Below are 24,948 nucleotides of genomic sequence, written 5' to 3' on the forward strand. Positions count from 1 at the left end.
CCGCGATGCGATGGTTAGCAACGGCGGCTATGGTGTTAGCTGTGGCTGGATGTCAGAGCGCCTATTACGGTGCGATGGAAAAGGTCGGCGTACATAAACGCGATATTCTGGTTGACCGGGTGGATGATGCCCGCGATGCGCAGGCCGACGCTCAGCAAGAATTCAAATCTGCACTGCAGCGCCTCGACGAAATGTTACAGCTCGACGGCGGTGAGCTTGAAGCCCAATACAACAAACTCAATGACGATTACCAGGCCAGCAAAGAAGCTGCTGAACGGGTTTATGATCGCATTGATGCCATCGATTCTGTTGCTCAGGACCTCTTTGATGAATGGGAAGATGAGCTAGACGAATACAGCAACGACAGCTTGCGCCGGCAAAGTGAACGCTCACTACGCGACACCGAGCGACGTTATGCAAATTTATTGCAGAGTATGCAACGCGCAGCTGCAACCATGGATCCGGTATTGGACAAGCTGCAGGATAATGTGTTGTATTTAAAACACAATTTAAATGCCGCAGCGGTCGATGCGATTCGTGGCGAGTACCGCAGCTTACAAGCTGATGTCGCTGAGTTAGTGGCCGAAATGGAAACCGCTATCGCAGAATCCGATGCCTTTATTGAAGCTATGCAGGAGGGACGAGAATGAGTTTATTGATTATTGCTGGAAGTAGCCGCAAGGCCTCGATTAACCGAGCCTTGCAACAACGTTTAGCAGAAGTTGCTGAAGCCAATGGCGAGCAATATTATTGCTACCCACCAGAGGAACTCGATGCACCAATTTATAACGGTGATTACGAGGAAGAAAACGGTGTGCCCAGCAATATTCAAAAACTGGCGACGGCAGTCAAAGAAGCCACTAAAATAATCGTGGTGACACCCGAGTACAATTCGTCGATTCCGCCATTGCTGAAAAACGCCATCGATTGGAGCTCGCGTCTCGAGACAAATCCATGGGCGGGTAAGACCGTGTTGCTTGCCGGCGCCTCACCAGGCCAATTTGGTGCGGTTCGCTCAATGACTGATTTACGTGGGGTGTTCTGTAACCTGGATGCCTGGGTCGCACCGGCAATTGCCAGTATCGCGAAAACCGACGCGGATAAAATCGCGGAACTTGATGCCGATTTCCTCAGTACCTTTATGAGTCAGGGAGACTAACCTTGCAACTGGACTGGACAGCGTTATTAGACATTGCGCCATACGATTGGGAAGCCATAGGTACGGCGCTTTTCTGCGGAACTCTGGTCGGGCTTGAGCGGCAAATGCGCGGCAAGCCGGTCGGCATTCGCACCTCATCGCTGATCACGCTGGGCACCTATTTATTTCTGGTCGGGGCGAGCTCTATCACTACTGAAGCAACGGATCCGTCGCGTATTATCGGACAAGTCATTACCGGCATCGGCTTTTTAGGTGCTGGGGTCATGTTGGCGCGCGATGGCATTGTGGTAGGCGTCACTTCGGCGGCGACCATTTGGGTATTGGCCTCGGTCGGAGTCGCCATAGGTTTGGGTCATCTGGACGTGGCGATGAAGTTATCGGTGGTTGTGGTGGGCGTACTCTTTGGCGTCGATATAGTGGAAGACTATTTTCAATCACTGACCCGCGGCGTGCATCGCAAATACAAAGGCTGGAAGCGAAGCATGCGCAACGAGAAGCAGGGTTAAGCACCCTGCTTAGTAATGCCACGCAAGTAATTGTCCAGGCCACTGCGGGCCGCTGTCATCAGGTCGAAGTAGTCGGTATCCAGTAACCAGTTGTAAAACAACCCGTCAATCAAACCAAACATACTGATGATGGTGAGCCGCGGATCGACATCTTTCGCCACCGACCCTTGCTCTTGCGCCAGTTCGATCAACTTCACGCACTCGTCGATACACTCATTGCGACCACTCAGATGGCGCATATGAATAGGTAGCGTATCTTCAATGTATTCGCATTTATGACAGAGAATATTCACCAAAGCCTGCATGTGCGGATCGTTCTGCACCTGGTACACGATATGTAGACAACGTTCCCGCAATTGATGCAAAGGTTCATTTTCATGGGCTTTGCGTAGCTCGTCACGCATCTCGTCGACCGGCAAACTCACCCGCTCCATCAGCGCATAAATGAGATCCAGTTTGTTCTCAAAATGATGATAGATAGCGCCACGCGTTACGCCGGCCGCCTCCGCGACCTGCATCATCGAAGTATTAGATACTCCGCGTATGCTGAACAAACGCTCCGCCGCATCAAGCAACTCATTCCGAGTCGTTAACGCATCCGCTTTTGTACGTCGAACCACAATCCACCTCAACCTAGACAACTTGCCGACATTATACCCGAACTTAATCAAACATTCATGTATGTATGTAAAAGAAGGGGCTGCCCTTACAATGTAAGGGCAGCCCCTGCTGTTGTTTGGGATTGGCGGTTGTAATTCGGGGGCAAAGGACGCACATTATGGTTATACTGTTAAAAAACACTAGGAGTACGCTTATGAAAAACGAGGTAGATCAAAGACTCGTACTTGATGCTTATGAGAAAATTCACGAGCACGGAAAAGCCGAGCAGGGCAAACATACTCTCGAAGGTATTACGGCCTATACAGATCATGACGGTTATACGGTGTTTCTTGAGGGACATAACGTACAAATGCGGTTAGAGTTCCATAACAAATATCACTTTGACTATAACAACAGCCGGGACTTCGATATGTTCATGCGCAAGCTGGAACAAATCAGTCGCGATTATCATAAGCCGGGTCGCGAGGATCCAGAGGAAGATCACCATTGAGCAGTAAGCCGTTAAGTAAAGAAAAAGCTTACAGTATTGCCGAAGAAGTCGCTCATGCGATTACTCATGGTATAGGCGCAGTAGCGAGCATCATTGGCTTAGTGGTTATGGTGCTCTGGTCTGCGAGTTACGGTGACACCTGGCATGTAGTCAGTGCCAGTATTTATGGCGCCAGCCTGATCATACTGTATACGGCATCAACGCTCTATCACGCCTTCCCATGGCCGCGGGTAAAGTCGTTTTTCCAGCATATGGACCACGCGGCCATCTATTTCCTTATCGCCGGAACCTACACACCTTTTGCGTTGGTGAATCTGCGCGGACCCTGGGGTTGGACCCTGCTGGGTGTCGCATGGGGTATTGCTTTGATAGGTGTGGTACTCGAACTTACCCAGAAAAAACGCCGCAAATGGCTGTCGTTAAGTCTTTATTTAGGTTTAGGCTGGATGGCGGTTTTGGCTATAAAACCCATGATAGATAATGTCGATGTGGGCGGACTAATGCTCCTTGTTGGTGGAGGCCTGGCCTACAGTTTCGGAGTCATCTTCTACGTCTGGAAATCGTTAAAATACCACCACGCCATCTGGCATTTATTCGTACTTGCCGGCAGTGTTTTACATTTCTTCTCGATCTTCTATTACGTGTTGCCGCAGCCGGACATCTTCTAATTATGCTGGTGCCAGTAAACCTTAAGCTACGCTGGTTTGGAATTTATGCAGGTTTTGGCCTGCTGCTTTCCGTCATCATCACTACCATATTAACGCAGGCAGCCACCCGGCAAATTGAGCAACAAGTTGGCAGCAGCCTCGCTCACGTCGCCGAGCAAATGACCCATCAACTTGAGCAAGGCATGTTCGAGCGTTTGCGCGACATGCAGACTGCCGCAGAACTGATCGAAGTACCGGAAAATGCGCGCCAGGAACAACGTCTGGAGCGTCTGATTCAAGCACTTTATTCGAGCTACGAGAATTACGCCTGGCTGGGGATCACCTCAGCCGAGGGTGAAGTTCTGATGAGTTCGAACAACGTCCTCGAAGGCGCTGACGTCAGCGCCCGCCCATGGTTCCAAGGTGCCATGCAACAGCCTTATTATATCGGTGATGTGCATGGCGCATTGCTGCTGGAAAGTATTCTCAACCCGGACGGTGATGAGCCGTTGCGCTTTGTCGACGTTGCGGTGCCGCTTAAGCGACCCGACGGCAGCATTTGGGGCGTGTTTGGCAGCCATCTGGACTGGGAATGGGTGCGCGAGCTTGAGCGGGTGGCAAGGCGGGGGCTGCTGGACCTGCCAAACGCTGAAATCATCATCGTCAATTCCGAGAAGCAAGTTTTGCTTGGCCCAACCCCGCCCAATAACGGCCAGTTACAGTTGCAACTCAGCGACCAGGTAATAGAACGCGGTTACGGCGTACAGCCCTGGCCTGACGGTGACGATTACATGGTGGGTTTTTCCCGCACCCGCGAGCGACAAAACTACCATGGCCCGGAGTGGCAGGTGTGGGTGCGCGAGCCGGTTGCCGAGGCCTTTCGGCCGGTTCGTGAGCTGCGCTGGCAAGCGGCGTGGATTGGTCTGCTCGTCGCGCTGTGCTTTGCTGGCATTGGCTGGGTGAGCGCAGGACGTATTGCCCGACCATTTGCCGACTTAAGCGCGCAACTGGAAGAGGAAGTCGCTGAACGTACCGAAGAGTTGCGCCAGACCAACGAGAAGCTGCAGCGTCTGGCAACCACGGATCCACTGACCGGGCTGCTAAACCGCAGGGCGTTAATCAAACAGGCCAGACAACTGCGCAAACGAGCAGATCGTCACGGACAGGACATTACTGTGGTGATGATCGATCTCGATAACTTCAAAAAGGTCAACGATAGTTACGGGCACGGCGTCGGTGATAAGGTTCTGAAGAAACTGGGTGCTCTTGCGAAACGGCTGGTTCGTGATGTCGATATTGCCGCCCGAACTGGTGGTGAAGAGTTCACTCTGGTGTTAGATGGCAGTAATGAGAAAAATGCTAAGGCAGTGACCGAGCGTTTAGCTGAACAGTTACGCGAGACCACTTTCAGTGCTGATGATGAGAACTTCAATGTCACCCTCAGTGCGGGTGTAGCAAGTTGGCCGGCCAACGAGGAATTTGAAAAGGTAATGGATCAGGCGGACGAGTTACTCTATCGGGCGAAAGAAAAAGGCCGCGACTGTGTGGTCGCGGCCTTTGAAACTCCATCGAGCAACAAAGAAGATTAAGCTTCTTTGCTACGTCCGGCACGCTTACGGTCGTTTTCAGTCAGCAAACGCTTACGGATACGAATCGATTTTGGCGTGATCTCGACCAACTCATCGTCATCGATAAACTCAAGCGCTTGCTCAAGGGTCAGACGAATCGGTGGTGACAAGGTTAACGCATCATCAGTACCTGAGGCACGGACGTTGGTCAATTGCTTACCTTTCAGACAGTTAACCGTCAGATCGTTGCCACGGTTGTGAACACCGATAATTTGACCTTCGTACACTTCATCACCGTGTGATGCCATCAACTTGCCGCGCTCTTGTAAGTTAAACAAGGCGTAGGTCAATGCTTTACCGGTCGCATTAGAAATCAACACACCGTTCATGCGCTGGCCAATCTTGCCACCTTTGTGCGGACCATAGTGGTCAAAGGTTTTGTACATCAGGCCTGAGCCTGAAGTCAGCGTCATAAACTCAGTCTGGAAGCCAATCAAACCACGGCTTGGCACCATAAAGTCGATGCGCACGCGGCCCTTGCCGTCTGGAGTCATGTTGGACATCTCAGCTTTACGGATGCCAAGTTTCTCCATCACTGAACCCTGATGAATTTCTTCAATATCAACGGTCAGGTTTTCGAACGGTTCAAGGGTGACACCGTCTTCAACTTTGATGATAACTTCCGGACGTGATACCGCCAGCTCGAAGCCTTCACGACGCATGTTTTCGATCAAAATACCTAAGTGCAATTCGCCCCGGCCCGAGACGCGGAAACGGTCCGGGTTATCGGTTTCTTCGACACGTAAGGCAACGTTATGCATCAACTCTTGTTGCAAGCGCTCAAGAATCTGACGTGAGGTTACGAATTTACCTTCTTTACCAGCAAAAGGTGAAGTGTTGACCTGGAAGGTCATGGTGACCGTAGGCTCGTCAACGGTCAGCGGAGGCAGTGCCTCGGCGTGGCCAGCTGCACAGATAGTGTCAGAGATTTTCAACTCGCCCAGACCAGTAAAGGCAACGATGTCACCGGCGCTGGCGCCTTCAGTTTCGATACGATCCAAACCAAGGTAGCCGAACACTTTACCTACTTTACCGTTACGCTTTGAGCCGTCGGCGCCAACGATGGTGACTTGCTGGTTCACCTTCAGGGTGCCGCGTTTAATCCGGCCGATACCGATAATGCCCAGGTAGCTGGAATAGTCGAGCTGCGAAACCTGCATCTGCAACGGACCGTCACGGTCAGCGTCAGGCGCGGCAACGCGGTCGATAATGGTTTGAAACAATGGCGTCATGTCTTCGCTTGGATCAGCTGGATCCAGCGTGGCAAAACCGTTCAACGCAGACGCGTAAACAATTGGGAAGTCCAACTGCTCGTCGGTCGCGCCAAGGTTATCGAACAAGTCGAAAACCTGATCAACGGCCCAGTCAGGGCGTGCGCCAGGACGGTCGATTTTGTTGATAACAACAATTGGCTTCAGGCCGTGTGAGAACGCTTTCTGGGTTACAAAACGCGTTTGCGGCATCGGGCCGTCGACAGCGTCGACCAACAATAAGACCGAGTCGGCCATCGACAGTACACGCTCAACCTCACCACCAAAGTCGGCGTGTCCCGGGGTATCAAGAATATTGATGCGGTATTCTTTGTAATCGATTGCGGTGTTTTTCGCCAAAATGGTGATGCCACGTTCTTTTTCAAGATCGTTGCTATCCATGATGCGCTCTTGAACGTCGCCACGGCTCTCGAAAGTGCCGGATTGGTGCAACAATTTATCGACCAAAGTTGTTTTACCATGGTCAACGTGAGCGATGATCGCGATGTTGCGTAACTTACTGATTTCTGTGCTATTTAAAAACTTACTCATGAAGTAGATCTCAATGACAGGCCCAAGCCTGTTGATTGGGGGGTGAAAAATGGCGTGGATTATACAGCTTTTTTGTACAAATAGCAGGCGAAATATTGGTCAGCTTAACTATTTAGCAGTTTAAGTACGTCTGCGAGGGGCATCGGCCGGGCAAAATAGAAGCCTTGTAAGCGCTGCACGCCAAGCTGGCTAAAGATTTCGCACTGTTCTGCGGTTTCGACACCTTCGACCACAACTGTTTTACCTAGATAGTCACAAAGTTCGATAATACCTCGCACTACCGCTTGTAATTCGGGGTCTTCGTTGAGCCCGGCAGTGAATGCCCGGTCAATTTTAATGACATCGGCAGGCAAGCGATTCAGGTAAGATAAACTCGAAAAACCGGTACCAAAATCATCTATCGCCACGCTACACCCTAAATCCTGCAATGCTTGTAATGAGGCGACGGTGGCTTTGCCCTCACCGACGAAAACGCCCTCGGTGAGTTCCAGAGTCAGGTTGCTGGCATTGATTTGATGGTGTGCTAAACGTGCCTGAATGAGCGAGGCAAAGTCATACCGCTGGAGCTGCTGTGCTGACACGTTTACGCCAATTTGCAGTTGTTGCAGCACTGGGTGTTGGTAAATATCGCGTAAGACCAGCTCCAATACCTGCTCACCCAGCGGAATAATTTGTCCGGTGTTCTCAGCAATTGGAATAAACTCTGCTGGTGAGATGAACTCACCATCCTCACGCCATCTGACCAGACTTTCCAATGCCACGATCTCGCGTGTTTTGGTGTCATAAATAGGTTGGTAAAAAACCTCCAGCTCCCCTTTGTCGAGGGCAAGTTGTAGCGCATTTCGCAGCTGTACCTGACGCTGGTAATCGAGCGCCATTTGCTCAACGAAATGACGCACTAAGTTGCCGCCCAATTGCTTGGCCTGATTCATAGCAATTTCGGCGTGCTGTAGCATATCGGTGGCAAAGCGGTCGCTGCCATTACTGCTGACTGAGCCGACACTTGCGGTCAGGTGTACTTCCAGATTATTGATAAGGAAGGGCTTGCGAATGACCTGCAACAGTTCCTCAGCTAGTGGCGCTAATTCAATTGCTTTGGAGCTTTCAAAATAGATGACAAATTCATCGCCGCTGAAGCGTGCCAGTTGTGCGTTGTTCGGTGCTATTGCGCGAATGCGCGCCGCAGTTTCAGCCAATACGTCGTCGCCCAGGCGCTGACCGAGACTGTCGTTGATAGGCTTAAAGCCATCGAGGTTGAGAAATAAAATCGCGCGGAAACGGTCATCCGCGCGTCGGTCACAAGCTTGCAGAAAGCTGTTGAACACATCGCGACGCAACAGACCGGTAATGTCATCATGCCGCGCCAGAAAACGCAGTTCATCCTGTTTCTCACTCAGTTTCTGCGCGTTATCTTCAGCCAGGACGTAAATAAAAATGAAGGCAAACGTCAGCCATAATATAAGTTGGTTGACCACAGCATCAACGCGCAACTCTGAATAGTCGCGCAGAACACTGAAAAACGTGGCCTCTCCCGGCCCATTCAGAGTCGCCTGCGCCGAGACGTAGTGTGGGTGGCGATTTTTCAGCTCACTTTCAGTGAGCATCTCATTGCTGTCGCCTCCTACCGGCAATAACATCTTAGATGACAGTTGCAAATAAGCCTGAATGTTGTTGTACGGAATCAGATATTTAGTATCAACGACCTTAGTCATATCCAGCAACATGACCAACAGGACGAATTCGCCCTGAGGGTTCCTGGTGGGGATAGAGAACATAAATGTTGGATGGTCAGTGTCGAGTGAGGCGCGGCTGATAACCATGCCAATACCCACATCTGAAGCTTTCAGCCAGTCATATAAACCTTGTGATGAGAGAAAGCCCTGCTCTAAAAATGCCGTGCCAAAACCGGTAGTTGCAATCGGATTCAGCTGTTCGTCATAAATCACAAAACCGCGGACGATATCGTAATCTCGCTCGTAGGTTGCCAGATCGAACTGCAGTAAACTTTGAAAATTCTGGCTATCGTCGATATTGGTCAAACGCTCCTGAATACTCTGCGCAAGCTTGCGGTGTTGCACCAGAGTGTCATCGATCATACTGGCAATCATGGTGATTTTGGTGCGGGCATCGTTGCTGGCGGTGGTAAGGTTGTTTAAGGTCATTGAATACCAGACACCGAATCCGATGGCAGCAATGGCCATCAGGGTAACCAGAGTTCGCTTGGGAATAGTCTTCAATGTTGGTGCCTGGTTTACCAGCTTAAATAAGATTGCATAGGCGACGGTGCCAAACAAAAGCAGTATTGAAACCAGTGTTAGCGCGGGGAAGTTTGCCCGCGTTGGATCGAAGTTGGGTAATATTGGCAGACCCCAGACACTGACTTGCAGGAAAACAAAAATGACCAGATTACAAGCGATGCCGATCGGCCAAAGCACGTGACCCACTGCAGTCGTGGGCGGAAATAAAAACAGCAATGCTGTTCCCATTAAGATAGGAAATACAATTTCCAGTGGTAAGGCAACGAGATGGCCAATACTGGAGTAGGCGTGCAACCAAAGGATAAACAGCAGTTCGACCAGCAACACAGCGCCGATAACCCGGGCCAGCCGTTCTTTTTGGCAGCATAGCGCGAGCCATCCTGAGCCAATCAGGAAGGTGGTGGCGAACAACGTGGCAGGCATCAAGGCCATCAACAGGTGGTCTTGATAAAAGCTGAACTCGATAGCGCCGACGAGGCTGGTGAGGATAAAAAAGCTCGCGATGGCGATAACGAATTTAGTGGCTGCTGACGAACTAAACCGAGTAAACATAAGCTTTTAAAATAGATGTTGAACAGCAAAATTAGCATAGGAAATAGTAGTTGGGAATGACTATTGTTCAACAATCAGGAAACCAACTGGATTTGTAGTTTAGAATAATCTAAAATACGTTCAGCAAACGAATCAGGTTGAGGACGTTACTATGAATACATTACTACGCGCTTGGCTGCTCCCCGTGCTTGTTATGGCATCCCTCGCTACAGGTATCGCGCCGGCGTATGCGACGCAAACCGCCACAGCACAGCAACAGCAGCTGGCAGACTATTTGCAGTTACAGGGCGTGGTGGAAGCAACCAACGCGGCGACGGTTTCCGCTCAGATTTCTGGTCGCATCGAACGGGTGCTGGTGGAAGTTGGAGATAGGGTGCCGGCAGGCGCCACCATAGTGACTATCACTTCGGTTGATCAGTACCAGGCGCTGAGTCAGGCGGAGTCGCAGCTGGCAGCTGCTAACGCAAGCTTGCTGGCGGCACAACAAGAATACCAGCGGGTAGCGCAACTGGTTGCGCAGGGACTCTTGCCAATTGCTGAACAAGACCGTGTCAAAGCCAATCTGGATAATGCCCAGGCGCAGCAAAATAATGCCGAAGCGGCAGTGGCGCGGGCACAGGAGCAACTTTCCTATACCGAAGTAAAAGCACCCTATGGTGGAATCGTCAGCGAACGTCTGGTTGAGCCGGGCGAACTGGTGCAGCCTGGTACGCCGCTGATGAGCGGCTTCGATCCGGCTCAGCTGCGCATTCACATTGATATTCCGGCGACTTATGCAAGTGCCGCGGGAGAATTCAAATGGGCGCGGGTTGCGGGTGTTGAGCCAACACAGATGCTGGTATTCCCCACGGCGCATCAGCAGTCAGGTACGCAGCGCATCCGCTTGAGTTTGCCAGAAGCAACCGGCTTTTTACCGGGGCAGTGGCAAAGGGTACAAATCAAAGTGGCTGAGCATCAAGGCATAGTGGTGCCAGCTGCGGCGCTTTACCGGCAGGGCGAAATGAATCTGGTGAAACTGGCCGACGGCAGCTGGCGCGCCGTGCGTGTCGGCGGTCAATATGGTGAGCTGGTGGAAATTGTCGCGGGCTTAACGGCCGGCGAGGCGGTGCAGTATGGCAACTAAAATGGGCATCGCGGGGCGCCTCGCGGCATGGGGTGAGCGTTCGCAGATCACGCCCCTGCTCGCGCTATTTGGCCTGTTATTAGGTTTAATGGCGGCATTTATCACGCCGCGCGAAGAAGAGCCGCAAATCGATGTAACTATGGCAGATGTCATGGTGGCCTTCCCCGGTGCCCGGGCCGAGCAGGTTGAACAGCAACTGGCGACGCCTCTGGAACAGCACTTTGCGCGCATGCAGGGCATTGAACATATCTACTCGGTCTCCCAGGCGGGACAAGCTTTGGTGACGGTGCAATTTGAAGTCGGCGTGCCGCGTGATAAAGCGCTGGTGGAGTTATTTGACACCTTAGCGTCCTGGCAACAGCAACATCCGCAAACCAGTCAGCCGCTGGTGCGCGCCCGCGGTATTGACGATGTTCCTATTCTGGGCCTGACCTTAACTTCGGCGGAACTGGATTTGAAGTCTGTCGCTGATACGCTGCAGGCGCCGCTACAGAATGTCAGTGGTGTGCGTGATGTTGAGGTAATTGGTGCCGAACCAGAACAGTTAAGCGTTACGCTCGACAGCACCGCGCTGGCGAAGGTTGGGCTGGATATTAGTCGGGTGGCACAGGCGCTGATGCGACAAAACGTGAGTGCGCAGGCCGGTTACCGGTTGGCTCAGGGCGAGCAGATCCCGGTGCAGGCTGGCGGCTTTATTGCCAGTGCCCAGGAATTACGCGAGCTGATTGTCGCTGTCGTTGACGGGCGACCGGTGCGTTTGACGCAGGTCGCGGAAGTAAGCGAGGGCGCCAACCGGCCCTCCCGTTATGTCTGGTCGCGCGCAAAAAACGGCGAAGCTGAAGCTGCGGTAACCCTCACGGTAACCAAGAAAGCCGGCGAAAATGCCGTGGACGTGGCCGCGCGTGTACTGGCGCGCCTGGATACCTTGCAGGAACAATGGCTGCCACCTGCGCTCAACGTTGAGGTGACGCGTAACTACGGCGAAACTGCTGACAACAAAGCTTCGAAACTGATCCAGAAACTTATTTTTGCGACCATTTCGGTGGTGGCGCTGGTGCTGTTTGCGTTAGGTAAACGCGAGGCAGTAGTGGTGGGTAGCGCGGTGGTGTTGACCCTGGCCACCACATTGTTTGCCTCCTGGGCCTGGGGCTTTACCCTGAACCGGGTGTCGCTGTTTGCGCTGATCTTTTCGATCGGGATTTTAGTCGATGATGCCATCGTTGTGGTGGAAAATATTCACCGTCATCTGGCGCTGGGCAAGTCACTGAAAGAGGCGATACCACCGGCTGTGGACGAAGTCGGTGGACCAACAATCCTGGCAACCTTTACGGTGATCGCCGCGTTGCTGCCGATGGCTTTTGTCAGCGGCTTGATGGGGCCTTACATGAGCCCCATCCCGATAAATGCATCGATGGGAATGGTGCTGTCACTGGTCATTGCGCTGACCGTGACACCATGGCTGGCGCGTCATGTCATGCGCGATAGCAGTAACGACGCACACGGTCATGGCGAGGGCAAGAAAGAGGCCCGGCTGCTGGGATTCTTCACCAAAATCATGCAGCCCTTACTGGAAAGCCGTAAAAAACGCTACTTTATGGGCTTTGGCCTGATTGCCCTGATTGTTGCGGTGATGGGCCTTACAGTGGTGCAGGCGGTGGTGATGAAGATGCTGCCGTTTGACGACAAAAGTGAAATCAAGCTGGTGCTGGATATGCCGGAAGGCTCGAGTCTGGAACAAACCAACGCGGTTTTGCTGCAGCTGGCGCAAAAACTCGATGAAGTTCCGGAAGTCACTAGTACGCAGATTTATGCGGGTACGGCCTCGCCGATTGGTTTTAATGGTCTGGTGCGGCAGTACTATCTACGTAACGCTGCGCATCAGGGTGATATTCAGGTCACGCTGGCAGCAAAAGAAGATCGTGATCGTGCCAGTCACGAGATCGCGCTGGCGATCCGACCCTTGTTGACGCCCATTGCGGACGCCGCGGGTGCGCGTTTGAAGTTGGTAGAAGTGCCGCCCGGGCCACCGGTGCTGGCACCTATTGTCGCCGAGGTGTACGGGCCATCCGCGGCTGACCGTGAAGCCGCAGCAGTGCGGGTGCAGAATGCACTTACGACAACGGCTGGGGTAGTCGATGTGGATACCACGCTGGTCGCTACCGGTACCGAGGAGATCTGGCAGGTGAATTATGCCCGCGCAACGCAGCTGGGAGTTAATCCGGAGCAGGCGTTGCAGGTACTGCAAACTGCGCTGCATGGGTTGCCGGTGACTTACGTGGCTCTGCCTGATCAATTACAGCCGGTGCCGGTTCAGTTATATTTACCTGCCGCCTGGCAGGGACAGCTGGCGCAACTAAGCGGCCTCACAGTCACCAGCGAGCAGGGTGCCAACGTGCCGTTAAGTGCCTTTATGGAGCGGGTCGAAGTGCCGCTGCAACAACCTCGCTTTCATAAAGATTTGCGGCCGGTCGTATATGTGACCGCCGATATGGCCGGCGAGCTGGATTCGCCCCTGTATGGGCTGTTCGCTGCCGCTGGCAAGCTCGATTTACCGCAAAGCTATATCACCCAGCCCACCGAATGGGATGAGGCCGCCGTGAAATGGGACGGCGAATGGCAAATCACTTACGAGACGTTCCGTGATATGGGCTTAGCCTATGCGGTTGGCTTATTGCTGATTTACTTGCTGGTGGTCGGGCACTTCGGTAGTTACGGCACGCCGCTGGTTATTATGGCGCCGATTCCGCTTACCCTGATTGGCATTATGCCGGGACACGCGCTGCTTGGTGCGCAGTTCACCGCAACCTCGATGATCGGCATGATTGCACTGGCGGGCATCATTGTGCGCAACTCGATACTGCTGGTCGACTTTGTGCGCGAAGCTGTGGCAGCCGGCAAACCGCTTAATGATGCGGTGATTCAGGCCGCTGCGGTGCGCAGCCAGCCGATTGTGTTAACTGCACTTGCGGCGATGATGGGGGCCTTCTTTATTCTGGATGACCCTATTTTCAATGGCCTGGCCGTGAGCTTAATCTTCGGTATTGCGGTATCGACCCTGCTTACCCTTATCGTGATCCCACTGCTGTACGCGTCATTAGTGAAGCGCCGCAGCTAAACTCGTTCTTGCCCCGCTGCCCCGTGCTAAGTCGCCAACTTATCCACAAGGGGCAGCCCCTGCTTTATCCACACTATCCACAGGGGGCTGCCCCTTCTAAGTGCACTATCATGGTGCGGGAATATGCACTATAATGGTGCAAAAGTTGGTCAAAGCGGCGGTTTTGATGGAGCAGGCAAGCGCATTGCGGTGCAACGAAAGCGCAAGTGACTGAAAAATAAGATTAATTGTGATCTTGGCACGCTGCTTGCAATCCTTAAGCCAACAGCAATTAGCGAATAGCCAACAACGCTCTTCGTAAATAAATACCAACAGACATTCGCGATTCCGGAGGAACACATGTCGACACCACAAGACGTAATGAAGTTTATTGAAGAAAACGAAGTAAAATTCGTAGATATGCGCTTTACCGATACCAAAGGTAAAGAGCAGCACGTCACCATCCCGGTGTCGCAGATCGACGAGGACTTTTTCCAGGACGGTAAAATGTTCGATGGTTCTTCGATTGGTGGTTGGAAAGGTATTAACGAATCCGACATGGTGCTGATGCCAGACTGCGACTCTATCGTGCTCGACCCGTTCACTGACGAAATGACCATGAACGTCGTGTGTGACATTCTTGAGCCAGACACCATGCAAGGCTATGACCGTGACCCGCGTTCAATCGCGCGTCGTGCAGAAGCTTACCTGCAAAGCGCGGGTGTGGCAGACACTGCATTCTTTGGTCCAGAGCCAGAGTTTTTCCTGTTCAACGATGTGCGTTTCCATACGGATATGAGCGGCTCGTTCTACAAAATCGAAGCCGAAGAAGCCAAGTGGAACTCAGGTAAAGAATACCCTGATGGTAACTTAGCGCACCGTCCAAGTGTTAAAGGCGGTTACTTCCCGGTGCCACCAGTGGATTCCTCGCACGATGTGCGTAACACCATGAGCATGGTGATGGAAGACATGGGCCTGGTCGTTGAAGCGCACCACCACGAAGTGGCAACAGCCGGTCAGAACGAGGTTGCTACCCGTTTCAATACCCTGACTAAAAAAGCTGACGAAATTCAAATTTACAAGTACGTGGTGCACAACGTTGCGCATTCGTACGGTATGACAGCGACCTTCATGCCAAAACCTATTGTCGGTGACAACGGTTCAGGTATGCACGTACATATGTCACTGGCGAAAGATGGCAAAAACCTGTTCGCGGGCGACAAATACGGTGGCCTGAGTGAAACTGCGTTGTATTACATCGGCGGTATCATCAAGCATGCCCGCGCAATTAACGCCTTCGCCAACCCGGCAACCAACTCGTACAAACGTTTGGTGCCAGGCTTTGAAGCACCGGTTATGCTGGCTTACTCTGCGCGTAACCGGTCAGCGTCGATTCGTATTCCATTGGTGTCAAACGCCAAAGGCCGTCGTATCGAAGTACGCTTCCCGGATCCAGCCGCAAACCCTTACCTGTGCTTCAGTGCCTTGTTAATGGCCGGCCTGGACGGTATCAAAAACAAGATCCATCCTGGCGACGCTATGGATAAAGACTTGTATGACTTACCAGCGGAAGAAGCGAAAGAAATTCCAACCGTATGTCACTCGCTTGAGATGGCACTGGAAGCGCTGGATAAAGACCGCGACTTCCTGAAACAAGGTGGTGTGATGACCGACAGCATGATTGATGCGTACATTGCGCTCAAACAGCAGGAAGTCATGAAGCTGAAAATGACCACCCACCCAATTGAATTTGATTTGTACTACAGTGTCTAAACACCTGGTTGTTTAGTGCACGACAAAATATAGGAGGCAATGCGATGCAACCGTTACTACGCAATGTATTTTTCGTACTGGCCATCGTGAGCCTCCTTTTTGTTGGGGCCAACAGCGAAGCTCAGGTTTATCGGAAAGTTTTAGAAGACGGCACGGTGGTCTATACCGATCAAAAGCAGGAAGGTGCCGAACGTATTAACATCAATACCGTGACCAGCGATTTTGCGCCGGTCACCCGGACGGAGCCTGAGCTGACGCCACAAGAAGCGGCCGAGGCGAATGAAGAAGTCTCTGCCGACGTCGAAATTGTGCGTCCTACCCACGAAGAAACGATACGTGACAATCTGGGCCGTCTGAACGTGGTCTGGGCTGAAAGCGTCCGCAATGTGCGGGGGCGGGTAAGCTTTGAATTGTACGTCGATGGGCAGATGTCCTATCAGGGAACGGCGAGAAGCGTTTCACTGGAAGGTCTTAATCGTGGCGAACACCGTTTACACGTGCGCATGTACAGTGAACAAGGGGCAGAGTTAGCCCGCTCGGACACCACCGTGATCTACATGCATCAGGCATCTATTCTGAATCCAGCACTCAATAACACGCAAGGTGGGACGAGTGGCCAAAACTGATTGCACCAATTTGGTGCAACCGGATTGGGATCAGCTGCTCACCGGCATTGTGCAGCTCGATGAACACCTGCATATTTGCTACATGAATGCCGCCGCAGAAACTGTGCTCGATGGCAGTCGCAAACGGCTTCTTGGTACCCCGTTGTTCAGCTTATTCAGTTACAGCTCGTTAGAACCTGAAGTCCTAAGACAAGCCTTACGTGATCAGCAAAGTGTTTCTGACAGTGATGTCACCTGGATCTTCCACGACGGACAGCGCGTTACTATTGAGTTCGTGGCCCAGCCATTAGCGGCTAAATCCGGCGCAGCACAGATGTTGCTCGAGTTACGTCAGGTGGATCAGATCCGGCGCATCAATCAGGAAAATTCGCAGCAACAGCAACTGCAGGCAGCGCATAGCATCGTCCGCGGGCTGGCCCATGAAATTAAAAATCCATTGGGTGGCTTACGTGGAGCAGCGCAACTGCTGGCCGGCGAACTTGCCGATAAGCAGCTGCACGACTACACCGATTTGATTATCAGTCAGGCTGATCGCTTGCGTAACCTGGTTGACCGCATGCTCGGCTCACACGAGTTGCCTGATCGCGCAGCTACCAACGTGCATGAAGTGATCGAGCGGGTGATTGCGGTCGCACAGTTAAGCGCAGCACCGAAGATTAAGTTTGAGCGCGACTACGATCCCAGCCTGCCTGAGTTGACCATGGCCGCAGATGGCATCGAGCAGGCGCTGTTGAACGTCGTGATGAATGCCAGCGAAGCCATTGTGGATGCAGGGCTGGCGGACCAAGGTGAGATTATCGTGCGCACCCGCGTGTTGCACCAGCAAACCTTGTACGGACAACGCTACCGCCGCTGCGCGGTCATTGAAGTACAGGACAATGGCCCGGGCGTACCGGAACAGCTGAAAGAAACGCTGTTCTACCCGATGGTCAGTGGTCGCGCCGGCGGCACTGGGTTGGGCCTGGCGATTACCCAAAACGTGGTGCACCAGCATGCGGGAAAAATCGAAGTGCTCTCAGAGGCAGGCTGCACCCGCTTTTTGATTTATTTACCTTACATTGAGACGCGGCACACGAATGGAGCGGACCATGCAAAGTAAAGAACCGGTATGGCTACTGGATGATGACAGCTCAATTCGCTGGGTCCTCGAGCGGGCGTTGCAACGCGCCGAAATCGCCAGTCGTAGCTTCGCCGATGCCGCCAGTTTGTATAAAGCCTTAGAGCAGAACCAGCCGCAGGTCTTGCTAACGGATATCCGCATGCCGGGCGATGACGGCCTGGCGGTGCTGGATTATGTCCAGAACCATTATCCGGATTTACGGGTGGTGGTAATGACCGCCCATTCTGATCTTGATTCGGCAGTCAGTGCGTTTCAGGGCGGCGCATTTGAATACCTCGCCAAGCCCTTCGATCTCGATGAAGTGCTGCGCACCCTGCAGCGCGCCATGCAAACCCCGCAGCAAAAGTTATCCACAGAAGGGGCAGCCCCTGCTGGATTAGTAGGGGCTGCCCCTGCTATGCAGGACGTGTTCCGGGCGATTGGGCGGTTGTCGCAATCGAGCGCCACGGTGCTGCTGACCGGCGCTTCAGGTACCGGTAAAGAACTTGTCGCACGGGCACTGCACGAGCACAGCCCACGCAAAGGTAAGCCTTTTATTGCACTAAATATGGCAGCGATCCCGGGCGACTTAATTGAATCCGAGCTTTTTGGCCACGAAAAAGGTGCTTTTACCGGTGCTAGCCAACGGCGACGCGGACGTTTTGAGCAGGCGGACGGCGGCACCTTGTTCCTGGATGAAATTGGCGATATGCCACTGGCGGTGCAAACCCGCTTGTTACGCGTGTTGGCCGAAGGCCAGTTCTATCCGGTCGGCAGTTACGAACCGGTACGGGTGAATGTGCGGATCATTGCCGCTACGCACCAGCAGCTCGAGCAGCGTGTGAAAGAACGAACCTTCCGGGAAGATTTGTACCACCGGCTGAACGTGATCCGCTTGCAGTTGCCGACCCTGGCCGAGCGGCGCAGCGATATTCCGCAGCTGGCCCAGCACTTTTTACAAAAAGCCGCGAAAGAGCTTAATGCTGAACCTAAACAGCTGACCACTGCCGCAGAAGCACGATTGCAAGACGCGGACTGGCCGGGCAATGTGCGGCAGTTGGAAAATACCTGTCGCTGGCTGACGGTCATGGCGCCCGGGCGCTGGGTTGACGTGGCGGATCTGCCCGAAGGAATTAGCAGCGCACCGGCAATTAACGCCGGCGTATCTGAGACCAAAGAAAATGACTGGCAGGCAGGTATTCGTGCCTACTTAAAACAACGTCTGAGTGAGAATCAAAACGACCTGTTGCCGGAGCTGATGACGGCAATCGAACGCATCGCAATTGAACTGGCTCTGGAGAGCACCGATGGCCATAAACAGCAGGCTGCAGAAAAGTTAGGCTGGGGCCGGAACACCCTTACCCGCAAGTTGAAAGAGTTGGTAAAAGAAACGTAAATACACTATCTATTTAGGTACGTCTTTACATAATGCTTAGTCTGTAAAGCTAACTATAACAACACAGGGAAACTTATGAGCAAATTACTACTTGTTGATGACGATGCTGAACTAAGCAGTATGTTGGAGCAGATCCTCACCAAGGAAGGTTTTCAGTTAACGCTTGCGGCAGACGGGGAAACCGGTTTGGAGCGCGCGTTGAGTGGATCTTATGACCTCATCTTGCTCGATGTTATGTTACCTGGAATCGACGGTTTTCAATTGCTGCAACGACTGCGCCAACAAGCTCGGAATACACCTGTACTGATGTTAACCGCACGCGGCGACGATGACGATCGGGTGGCGGGTCTTGAACTAGGCGCCGATGATTATTTGCCTAAGCCCTTTTACCCCAAAGAACTGATTGCGCGCGTTAAGGCCTTGCTGCGCCGCACGCCAGCCACCAGTGTCCGTCAGGAAGCCACTGAGTTTGCCGGATTTGTAGTAGATCCTGCGAATAACAAAGCGACCTGCGAAGGCGTTGAGCTTGAGTTAACTCCGACGGAATTCGATATTTTGCGCACCCTGGTACGTGGTGCCGGTGAAGTGATAAGTAAAGACCAACTGTCGATTGCTGCACTTGGCCGCTCGTTAGCGCCATTCGATCGTAGCCTCGATGTTCACATCAGTAACATCCGCAAGAAATTACCAACCGATCCTGAGCGTATTCAAACTGTGCGCGGCCGTGGTTATCGCATCCTCCAGTTCGCTTAACCAAAAGGCTGCCCCTGCATGCGCTGGTACCACTCGCTTTCACTGCGACTGCTGTTACTGTTCTGGGTGTTGCTATTTACAGTAGCAAGCAGCGGTTATGTGCTGGCGCTATGGTTCAGCAAACCGATTGAGCCTGAGCCAGTGCCTGCTGCCGTGCAGGCTTCACTGGCACCTCTGCTCTCTGACGTTGAAACATTCCGCTCATTGACCCCTGGCCGCTTGTTGGCCGGGGATTATCGTGTGGCCGCGAGTCTGGCCCCAAGCGGGCAGGAACGACTGCAGCTGGATCGCGGCTTAGCAATGAATCATCGCACTATTCTGATGCGGCAGCTCGAAGCCGAGCGTCCCGAGCAGTTTCCCCTGGGGAATCGGATGCTGCTGGGACCTTTCGAGCAGCAAGACTACCGTATTCTGTTGACGCGACCGATAACTCCCGGCGAACGCGAAGAACAAGTACTGACCGAGAAACAAACCCAGCGCGTGCAAACCTTAGCTTTGATGGTCGGTAGTTTAGGTATTGCGATATTGCTGGGTGCCTGGCTGGTGATGCCATTACGGCGGTTAACTCTGGCCATGCGGGAAATCGCCAAAGGCAGTGAAAAACTCGATCTAAAACGCCTTCCTAAACGCAATGACGAGCTCGGTGAACTGGCACGGGCGCTGGAAACCACAGCCCATGATCTTGCTGTGTCCCGTGACGCCCAGCGGCGCTTACTCTCAGATGTTTCCCATGAACTGCGCTCACCGCTGGCGCGGATGCAGGTAGCGCTAATGCTCAGTCACGATAACGACAACCATGAAGAGCAGGAAAACCACATGGCGCAGTTGGGGCGAGATCTGGAGCGGTTAAGCACTATCATTGAACGGATTTTGTCGTTGTCGCGGCTGGAAAACGGTTTAGTAAAATTACAGAGAGAAAAGGTAGATACCCGCGCCCTGGTCGAGGTATTGAGTAAAGATCTGCGCTATGTTGATGCGACTGAGGGCAGTCGCCTGCATATCGATACCGACAGCGACTGGCCAGTCACCGAAAGCGACCCGGAGCTGTTGCGCCTGGTGATTGAGAATCTGGTACGTAATGCCTTGCAGTATACTGATGACAGAATTGAAATCAGTTGTCAGACAAGCGCGAATGATTACACTATGGTGATTCGTGATCACGGTTCCGGCGTACCAGAAGATCAGTTAAGCCAATTGTTTACGCCATTTTATCGCGCCGATCCATCGCGTAATCATAAGGCCGGAGTGGGCCTGGGTATGGCGTTAAGTTTGCGCGCCGCCGCAGTATTAGGTGGTACGGTAACCGCCCGCAATCATCCCGATGGTGGATTGGAGGTGTCAGTCAATCTGCCGTTAACAGGAGCATAGTAGTGTACGACGATAACTCCCCAGACTGGCAAGCGTTCTACAACGATACGGTTATGCCCTACTGGCATGCCCACGCCGAACGTTTGTACATGCAGCGGCCGCACAACGTCAAGCTCTGCTATTACCTCATACGCCCACCGGGAGCCAGAGCACTGGTACTCGTCAGCCCCGGACGGATTGAAGGTGCTATCAAATACCCCGAACTGGTGTGGGAACTTGGCCAGCAAGGCTATGCTGTGGCCATTCTTGACCATCGCGGCCAGGGCTTCTCTGACCGGTTAACATCGAATCCGCATAATGGCCACGTCCATCACTTCGACGATTTCGTCGACGACTTCGCCGGTTTTGCCCGCAGCGCTGAACAACACATGAGCGAACATTACCGCACCGAGCTGCCGATCTATCTGGTAGCCCATTCGATGGGCGGCGCCATAGCGGCACTTTATCTGTCGCGTTACCCACATAAAGTAAAATCCGCAGTGCTCTCATCGCCGATGTTTGGCATTCAGACCGGTTGGATTCCGCATTGGCTGGCGGTGGTGGTCACCCGCACCGGGGCTGCACTGAATCAGCTGCTTAATCCGGGAAAAGCCTGGTACTTTCCGGGCACTGGCGATTATGCCGAAACGCCATTTAAGGACAATGAGTTGTCCCATAGCCTGGCGCGTTATCAGACCTTCCGTCGGCATTACCGGCAACATCCTGAAGTGCAACTGGGCGGACCTACTTTTCGTTGGATAGCCGAAGCATTAAGTGCAGCACGACGAGCGATTGGCGAAGCCGGAGACATTCACATTCCGGTACTGGTGGTGCAGGCGGGTGGTGATAGGGTGGTCGACGGGCAAGCGCAGCGCGAATTTGTCTGCGCTTTATCGCACCCCCACAGTGAGTTGATGGTAGTGCCAGATGCCCGGCATGAAATTTTTATCGAAACCAATACCTACCGCAAGCCTGTGGTTAATCGGATGTTGGCTTGGTTTCGCGGCGATCGGGCACCACAGAAAGCGGATCCATGTGAATAATCACGTCGGTTTCCGGAAACAAATCGCGCAGTTCCTGTTCGGCCCCGTCGGCAATTGCATGCGCGGCCCGCAGCGACAGGTGGTCGTCAAGCTCGATATGACACTGAATGAAACGCATCTGACCTGAGGCCCGGGTCCGCAGATCATGCCAGCCGTGAATGCCTTCGGTAGCTTTGAGCACCGCCACGATTTTTTCTTTATCAGGCTCTGGCAGTTCCCGATCCATTAAGCCCTGAAACGCCTCCCAGCCAATTCGTATGGCGCCGTAGGCCAGATAAATCGCAATCAGAATAGCGAACAGACTATCGGCCCAGTACCAACCGTAAGCACTTAACGCCAGCGCCACGATAACGGCACTATTGAGCAGTAAATCCGACTGAAAGTGCAGGTGGTCAGCAGCAATAGCTTTGGATTGGGTATGCCTGATTGCAACCCGTTGCAATAACACCAATGCCAGCGTCAGCGCGATGGCAAAAATCGATACGTAAATACCCAATGCCGGTTTGGCAACAGCTTCGCCCTGATACCATTGCTGCGCACTATGCACCAGCAACAGCATGGCGGAGCCGGTGATCAGCGCCGACTGCACCAAAGCCGCCAGCGACTCTGCTTTACCATGACCAAAGCGGTGCTCGTGGTCAGCCGGTTGCAGGGCATAGCGCACCGAGAAAAAGGTAAACAGCGAGGCCAGACTATCAAGCATAGAGTCAGTGGCTGAGGCCAGCATGCTCGAGGCGTCAGTGCTGATCCAGGCCCAAAGCTTGACCACGATCAGAGTCAGCGCCACACTCACCGAAGCGCGGGTGGCAAGCTTTACCCAAAAGGCATAATCGCGAACAGGCTTCATAGGGGATAATGTTCCTTATTTTGATCCATCAGCGGCTGATATTTTTTGTTAGATCGATTCACAAAAACGTCCCTCTACGCCTTTAAATTCAACTATCGCATATATAATACAATACAATAGCCAACAAAGTGGGGCTAACAAAATTTGGAGATACAGGATCAATGTTTAATATTGCGTTATTTAACCCTGTCATGGCTGCTAACGCCGGTAATGTGATCAGGCTTTGTGCCAACAATGGTTGTACGTTGCACCTAATTGAGCCGCTCGGCTTTGATTTGGAAGAAAAAAAGCTACGTCGCGCAGGGTTGGATTATCACGATTTAAGCCGTGTCGAACGCTATCCTGATTTCGAGGCGTTCAAAGAAGCCATGGGTGAGTGTAAAATCTATGCTATCACTACCAAGGGTACACGTGGCTATGCTGAAGTGCAGTACCAGCCGGGGGATGTGTTGCTGTTTGGCTCTGAAACCAGTGGCCTGGCGCCTGAGGTCATGGAACAAATCAATCCTGAAATGAGATTACGAATCCCTATGATGCCCAATAATCGTTCACTAAACTTGTCCAATACTGTTGCTTTGGTCAGCTATGAGGCATGGCGACAGTGTGAATTCAAAAACGGAAAATAAAATCGGCGACGCCACAGAGAAATGAATAAATGAGTAAAAATAGCGCCGCATCAAGGACTAAATTTGGCAGGTTACCAGGCGGTGCCTTGCACCTTGGCTTTGCTCTCATCCGGAATACTCAAATGCAGATAAGCCCGCTTGATCATTTCGTCAGTGTAGATGTCTTTTATGGTACCGGTTTTGACCATCTCGCGGAACTTGGCATCGAACCAGTCGCGCAAGCGGTAGCCGTGTGGTGTGTTCTGAAACGCCACATGAATCGGCAGAGCGTCCCGTAATTTGATCATGCTGTAAGGGGAGTTGGTCCAGTCCGGCACATTTTCCGGATAGCCGACCACAGCGCCCACGCGACCCATGTCGAGCATGGCGAAACAATCAAGATGGCTATCGGCGGAATAATAGTTCAGCTCAGCGCTCAGCAATTGCTCATATTCATAACCGGCAACATGACAAATCGGCCGTTCCATGGTTCCCGCCTGCACCTGTTGCATGTCTTGTTCCGAAGCAGCGAACACATACAACGGACTATCAAAATCAATGTGGTTACGCGAGACAATCGTGTTGTCCGGGGTTTGATCCGTCAGCGCACCGACCAGGGCGTCAAAGCGACTGTCATCGAGTCCGCGATAGGCACGGCTAAAAGTGTTGGCGTGAAAATCGAGATGGGTGGCGACCGGCGCAAAAATCCGCCCCATAACATTCCAGTAGGCACCGGAGCCATCGGCGTTGGTGTACTCCGGCCATAAACCGGCAGAGAACCGAACACTACCGAAATCAGGTGAGTTCTCAAAACCCAGCGTGGTGCGAAGATGGGCATTGTTTAAGGCGATGATTTCGAGCACACGACCACTGCTGAGCATGTCTTCAAGAATCGCCTCAATTTTGGGAATTAAAAAGGCGTACTTCTTATGCAGGAAGTGATAGCCGGTATTGCGTTTGTAGGGCACGAAAATAGTGTATTCGTCGACTGCTTCTAACTGCTCGGCTTCAAAGTCATTTAATAAAATAGCATCGACACGATCGTTGGTATAAAGCAGTTCGAGCTGAGTAAAGTTGACCGCTTGAATACTGGGCATATCAATGGCAAGGTCTTCGAGCACCTCTTCGACGGACTGGGTACCGCCGATATAGGCAAAGCTGTCGATGGTGGAAAACCCGCACAGCCCGCACTCGCGGCGGTCGGCAACCATCACCACTTCGGAATCAAACAGCGGGAAATCAACGCGGAGCAAATTGGTGTATTCGTCGTGCAGCCGTGGCACCCGGCCGAGTTCGCCAGCGATGCGGCCTTTGTTGGCTTCGGTCAGACTGCGGTTGCGCGGCATGTCTTCAAAGCGCAGTTCAATGCCTAGTCTGGCGTAAGCCTCGGTAAACAGCTGTACCACGAAGTTAGCTATAGGCGAGGGCTCCACTTTGCGGAACACCAATTCCTCCGGTAGCTGTTCTTCGTCATCTTGCGCCCAGCCAGCGGTACTGAGAAACATACAGCTTATGATCAGAATGACGGCGGTGGCAGAACGAAAATAATGCAACTTTAAGGCCTCTGTGAGGGTCTACT

21 protein-coding genes are annotated in these 24,948 nt (G+C 52.7%); 16 read left to right on the top strand and 5 right to left on the bottom strand.

What is annotated here, in order from left to right:
- Positions 1 to 5 precede the first annotated feature (5 nt).
- From CWI69_RS09690 to CWI69_RS09700, 3 genes are read left to right on the top strand one after another with little or no spacing between them, the layout of a single operon-like run.
- The gene (locus CWI69_RS09690; RefSeq protein ID WP_126764013.1) at positions 6 to 650 is read left to right on the top strand and encodes a DUF2959 domain-containing protein; all 645 of its coding nucleotides are present in this window, start codon (positions 6 to 8) and stop codon (positions 648 to 650) included.
- Positions 647 to 1,159 (top strand): NADPH-dependent FMN reductase, encoded by a 513-nt coding sequence (locus CWI69_RS09695; protein WP_126764014.1) that lies wholly within the window; start codon positions 647 to 649, stop codon positions 1,157 to 1,159. Before CWI69_RS09690 ends, CWI69_RS09695 begins: the two co-directional genes overlap by 4 nt.
- 8 nt (positions 1,160 to 1,167) lie before the next feature.
- Positions 1,168 to 1,665 (top strand): MgtC/SapB family protein, encoded by a 498-nt coding sequence (locus CWI69_RS09700; protein ID WP_126764246.1) that lies wholly within the window; start codon positions 1,168 to 1,170, stop codon positions 1,663 to 1,665.
- Here the strand turns inward: CWI69_RS09700 and CWI69_RS09705 are convergent.
- On the bottom strand, positions 1,662 to 2,285 hold the full coding sequence (locus tag CWI69_RS09705; protein WP_126764015.1) for a TetR family transcriptional regulator: 624 nt from the start codon (positions 2,283 to 2,285) through the stop codon (positions 1,662 to 1,664). The genes CWI69_RS09700 and CWI69_RS09705 overlap by 4 nt on opposite strands.
- A gap of 194 nt (positions 2,286 to 2,479) precedes the next feature.
- Between CWI69_RS09705 and CWI69_RS09710 the strand changes: the two genes are divergently transcribed.
- Genes CWI69_RS09710 through CWI69_RS09720 form a run of 3 tightly spaced genes read left to right on the top strand, consistent with a single transcriptional unit; the run spans position 2,480 to position 5,012 of the window.
- A complete protein-coding gene (locus CWI69_RS09710; protein WP_126764016.1) occupies positions 2,480 to 2,776 on the top strand; it encodes a DUF3081 family protein in 297 nt (98 codons plus the stop codon).
- Complete coding sequence (gene trhA / locus CWI69_RS09715; RefSeq protein WP_126764017.1) at positions 2,773 to 3,444, top strand: PAQR family membrane homeostasis protein TrhA; 672 nt, start codon at positions 2,773 to 2,775, stop codon at positions 3,442 to 3,444. Before CWI69_RS09710 ends, trhA begins: the two co-directional genes overlap by 4 nt.
- A 2-nt stretch (positions 3,445 to 3,446) precedes the next feature.
- Positions 3,447 to 5,012 (top strand): sensor domain-containing diguanylate cyclase, encoded by a 1,566-nt coding sequence (locus CWI69_RS09720; RefSeq protein ID WP_126764018.1) that lies wholly within the window; start codon positions 3,447 to 3,449, stop codon positions 5,010 to 5,012.
- On the opposite strand, the gene typA is transcribed toward CWI69_RS09720, so the two are convergent.
- Both typA and CWI69_RS09730 read right to left on the bottom strand, forming a co-directional pair.
- On the bottom strand, positions 5,009 to 6,853 hold the full coding sequence (typA, locus tag CWI69_RS09725) for a translational GTPase TypA (protein ID WP_126764019.1): 1,845 nt from the start codon (positions 6,851 to 6,853) through the stop codon (positions 5,009 to 5,011). The genes CWI69_RS09720 and typA overlap by 4 nt on opposite strands.
- 104 nt (positions 6,854 to 6,957) lie before the next feature.
- Positions 6,958 to 9,663, bottom strand: a complete 2,706-nt coding sequence (locus CWI69_RS09730; RefSeq protein WP_126764020.1) for a bifunctional diguanylate cyclase/phosphodiesterase — start codon at positions 9,661 to 9,663, stop codon at positions 6,958 to 6,960.
- A gap of 151 nt (positions 9,664 to 9,814) precedes the next feature.
- Here CWI69_RS09730 and CWI69_RS09735 point away from each other — a divergent pair, with 151 nt between their 5' ends.
- The 9 genes from CWI69_RS09735 to CWI69_RS09775 all read left to right on the top strand — a co-directional run bounded on the left by CWI69_RS09735 (position 9,815) and on the right by CWI69_RS09775 (position 21,917).
- On the top strand, positions 9,815 to 10,786 hold the full coding sequence (locus tag CWI69_RS09735) for an efflux RND transporter periplasmic adaptor subunit (protein WP_126764021.1): 972 nt from the start codon (positions 9,815 to 9,817) through the stop codon (positions 10,784 to 10,786).
- Positions 10,776 to 13,901, top strand: coding sequence for an efflux RND transporter permease subunit (locus tag CWI69_RS09740; RefSeq protein WP_126764022.1), 3,126 nt, complete (start codon positions 10,776 to 10,778; stop codon positions 13,899 to 13,901). Before CWI69_RS09735 ends, CWI69_RS09740 begins: the two co-directional genes overlap by 11 nt.
- A gap of 339 nt (positions 13,902 to 14,240) precedes the next feature.
- Positions 14,241 to 15,653, top strand: coding sequence for a glutamate--ammonia ligase (gene glnA / locus CWI69_RS09745; protein WP_198678938.1), 1,413 nt, complete (start codon positions 14,241 to 14,243; stop codon positions 15,651 to 15,653).
- A 44-nt stretch (positions 15,654 to 15,697) separates the two neighbouring features.
- Positions 15,698 to 16,279, top strand: a complete 582-nt coding sequence (locus tag CWI69_RS09750; RefSeq protein ID WP_126764023.1) for a DUF4124 domain-containing protein — start codon at positions 15,698 to 15,700, stop codon at positions 16,277 to 16,279.
- Positions 16,266 to 17,378 carry a nitrogen regulation protein NR(II) gene (gene glnL / locus CWI69_RS09755; RefSeq protein ID WP_241971086.1) on the top strand — a complete coding sequence of 371 codons (1,113 nt, stop codon included), beginning with the start codon at positions 16,266 to 16,268 and terminating at the stop codon, positions 17,376 to 17,378. The genes CWI69_RS09750 and glnL overlap by 14 nt, the downstream gene beginning before the upstream one ends.
- Entirely contained in the window at positions 17,368 to 18,774 is a 1,407-nt protein-coding gene (gene ntrC / locus CWI69_RS09760; protein WP_126764024.1) for a nitrogen regulation protein NR(I), read from the top strand. Before glnL ends, ntrC begins: the two co-directional genes overlap by 11 nt.
- 75 nt (positions 18,775 to 18,849) lie before the next feature.
- Entirely contained in the window at positions 18,850 to 19,527 is a 678-nt protein-coding gene (locus tag CWI69_RS09765; protein ID WP_126764025.1) for a response regulator transcription factor, read from the top strand.
- 18 nt (positions 19,528 to 19,545) lie between these two features.
- The gene (locus tag CWI69_RS09770; RefSeq protein WP_126764026.1) at positions 19,546 to 20,895 is read left to right on the top strand and encodes a sensor histidine kinase; all 1,350 of its coding nucleotides are present in this window, start codon (positions 19,546 to 19,548) and stop codon (positions 20,893 to 20,895) included.
- A 2-nt stretch (positions 20,896 to 20,897) separates the two neighbouring features.
- On the top strand, positions 20,898 to 21,917 hold the full coding sequence (locus CWI69_RS09775) for an alpha/beta fold hydrolase (protein ID WP_126764027.1): 1,020 nt from the start codon (positions 20,898 to 20,900) through the stop codon (positions 21,915 to 21,917).
- On the opposite strand, the gene fieF is transcribed toward CWI69_RS09775, so the two are convergent.
- Positions 21,853 to 22,764 carry a cation efflux pump FieF gene (gene fieF, locus CWI69_RS09780; RefSeq protein WP_126764028.1) on the bottom strand — a complete coding sequence of 304 codons (912 nt, stop codon included), beginning with the start codon at positions 22,762 to 22,764 and terminating at the stop codon, positions 21,853 to 21,855. The two genes, CWI69_RS09775 and fieF, sit on opposite strands and share 65 nt — an antisense overlap.
- 161 nt (positions 22,765 to 22,925) lie before the next feature.
- On the opposite strand from fieF, the gene CWI69_RS09785 reads away from it, so the two are divergent.
- Complete coding sequence (locus CWI69_RS09785; RefSeq protein WP_126764029.1) at positions 22,926 to 23,390, top strand: tRNA (cytidine(34)-2'-O)-methyltransferase; 465 nt, start codon at positions 22,926 to 22,928, stop codon at positions 23,388 to 23,390.
- A 71-nt stretch (positions 23,391 to 23,461) separates the two neighbouring features.
- Here CWI69_RS09785 and CWI69_RS09790 read toward each other — a convergent pair whose 3' ends face one another.
- Positions 23,462 to 24,874 carry a type 2 periplasmic-binding domain-containing protein gene (locus tag CWI69_RS09790; RefSeq protein ID WP_126764030.1) on the bottom strand — a complete coding sequence of 471 codons (1,413 nt, stop codon included), beginning with the start codon at positions 24,872 to 24,874 and terminating at the stop codon, positions 23,462 to 23,464.
- Between the last annotated feature and the right edge of the window lie 74 nt (positions 24,875 to 24,948).

Source organism: Pseudidiomarina halophila (assembly GCF_003987215.1).
In the GTDB taxonomy this organism is placed as follows: domain Bacteria; phylum Pseudomonadota; class Gammaproteobacteria; order Enterobacterales; family Alteromonadaceae; genus Pseudidiomarina; species Pseudidiomarina halophila.

Excerpts from the sequence above, each read along its gene's own strand:
- CWI69_RS09740 (WP_126764022.1), top strand. The coding sequence starts at position 10,776 with ATGGCAACTAAAATGGGCATCGCGGGGCGCCTCGCGGCATGGGGTGAG.
- CWI69_RS09735 (WP_126764021.1), top strand. The coding sequence starts at position 9,815 with ATGAATACATTACTACGCGCTTGGCTGCTCCCCGTGCTTGTTATGGCA.
- fieF (WP_126764028.1), bottom strand. The coding sequence starts at position 22,764 with ATGAAGCCTGTTCGCGATTATGCCTTTTGGGTAAAGCTTGCCACCCGC.
- glnA (WP_198678938.1), top strand. The coding sequence starts at position 14,241 with ATGTCGACACCACAAGACGTAATGAAGTTTATTGAAGAAAACGAAGTA.
- CWI69_RS09765 (WP_126764025.1), top strand. The coding sequence starts at position 18,850 with ATGAGCAAATTACTACTTGTTGATGACGATGCTGAACTAAGCAGTATG.
- CWI69_RS09770 (WP_126764026.1), top strand. The coding sequence starts at position 19,546 with ATGCGCTGGTACCACTCGCTTTCACTGCGACTGCTGTTACTGTTCTGG.
- CWI69_RS09690 (WP_126764013.1), top strand. The coding sequence starts at position 6 with ATGCGATGGTTAGCAACGGCGGCTATGGTGTTAGCTGTGGCTGGATGT.
- CWI69_RS09750 (WP_126764023.1), top strand. The coding sequence starts at position 15,698 with ATGCAACCGTTACTACGCAATGTATTTTTCGTACTGGCCATCGTGAGC.
- CWI69_RS09720 (WP_126764018.1), top strand. The coding sequence starts at position 3,447 with ATGCTGGTGCCAGTAAACCTTAAGCTACGCTGGTTTGGAATTTATGCA.
- CWI69_RS09730 (WP_126764020.1), bottom strand. The coding sequence starts at position 9,663 with ATGTTTACTCGGTTTAGTTCGTCAGCAGCCACTAAATTCGTTATCGCC.
- CWI69_RS09710 (WP_126764016.1), top strand. The coding sequence starts at position 2,480 with ATGAAAAACGAGGTAGATCAAAGACTCGTACTTGATGCTTATGAGAAA.
- CWI69_RS09695 (WP_126764014.1), top strand. The coding sequence starts at position 647 with ATGAGTTTATTGATTATTGCTGGAAGTAGCCGCAAGGCCTCGATTAAC.
- typA (WP_126764019.1), bottom strand. The coding sequence starts at position 6,853 with ATGAGTAAGTTTTTAAATAGCACAGAAATCAGTAAGTTACGCAACATC.
- CWI69_RS09790 (WP_126764030.1), bottom strand. The coding sequence starts at position 24,874 with ATGTTTCTCAGTACCGCTGGCTGGGCGCAAGATGACGAAGAACAGCTA.
- ntrC (WP_126764024.1), top strand. The coding sequence starts at position 17,368 with ATGCAAAGTAAAGAACCGGTATGGCTACTGGATGATGACAGCTCAATT.
- CWI69_RS09785 (WP_126764029.1), top strand. The coding sequence starts at position 22,926 with ATGTTTAATATTGCGTTATTTAACCCTGTCATGGCTGCTAACGCCGGT.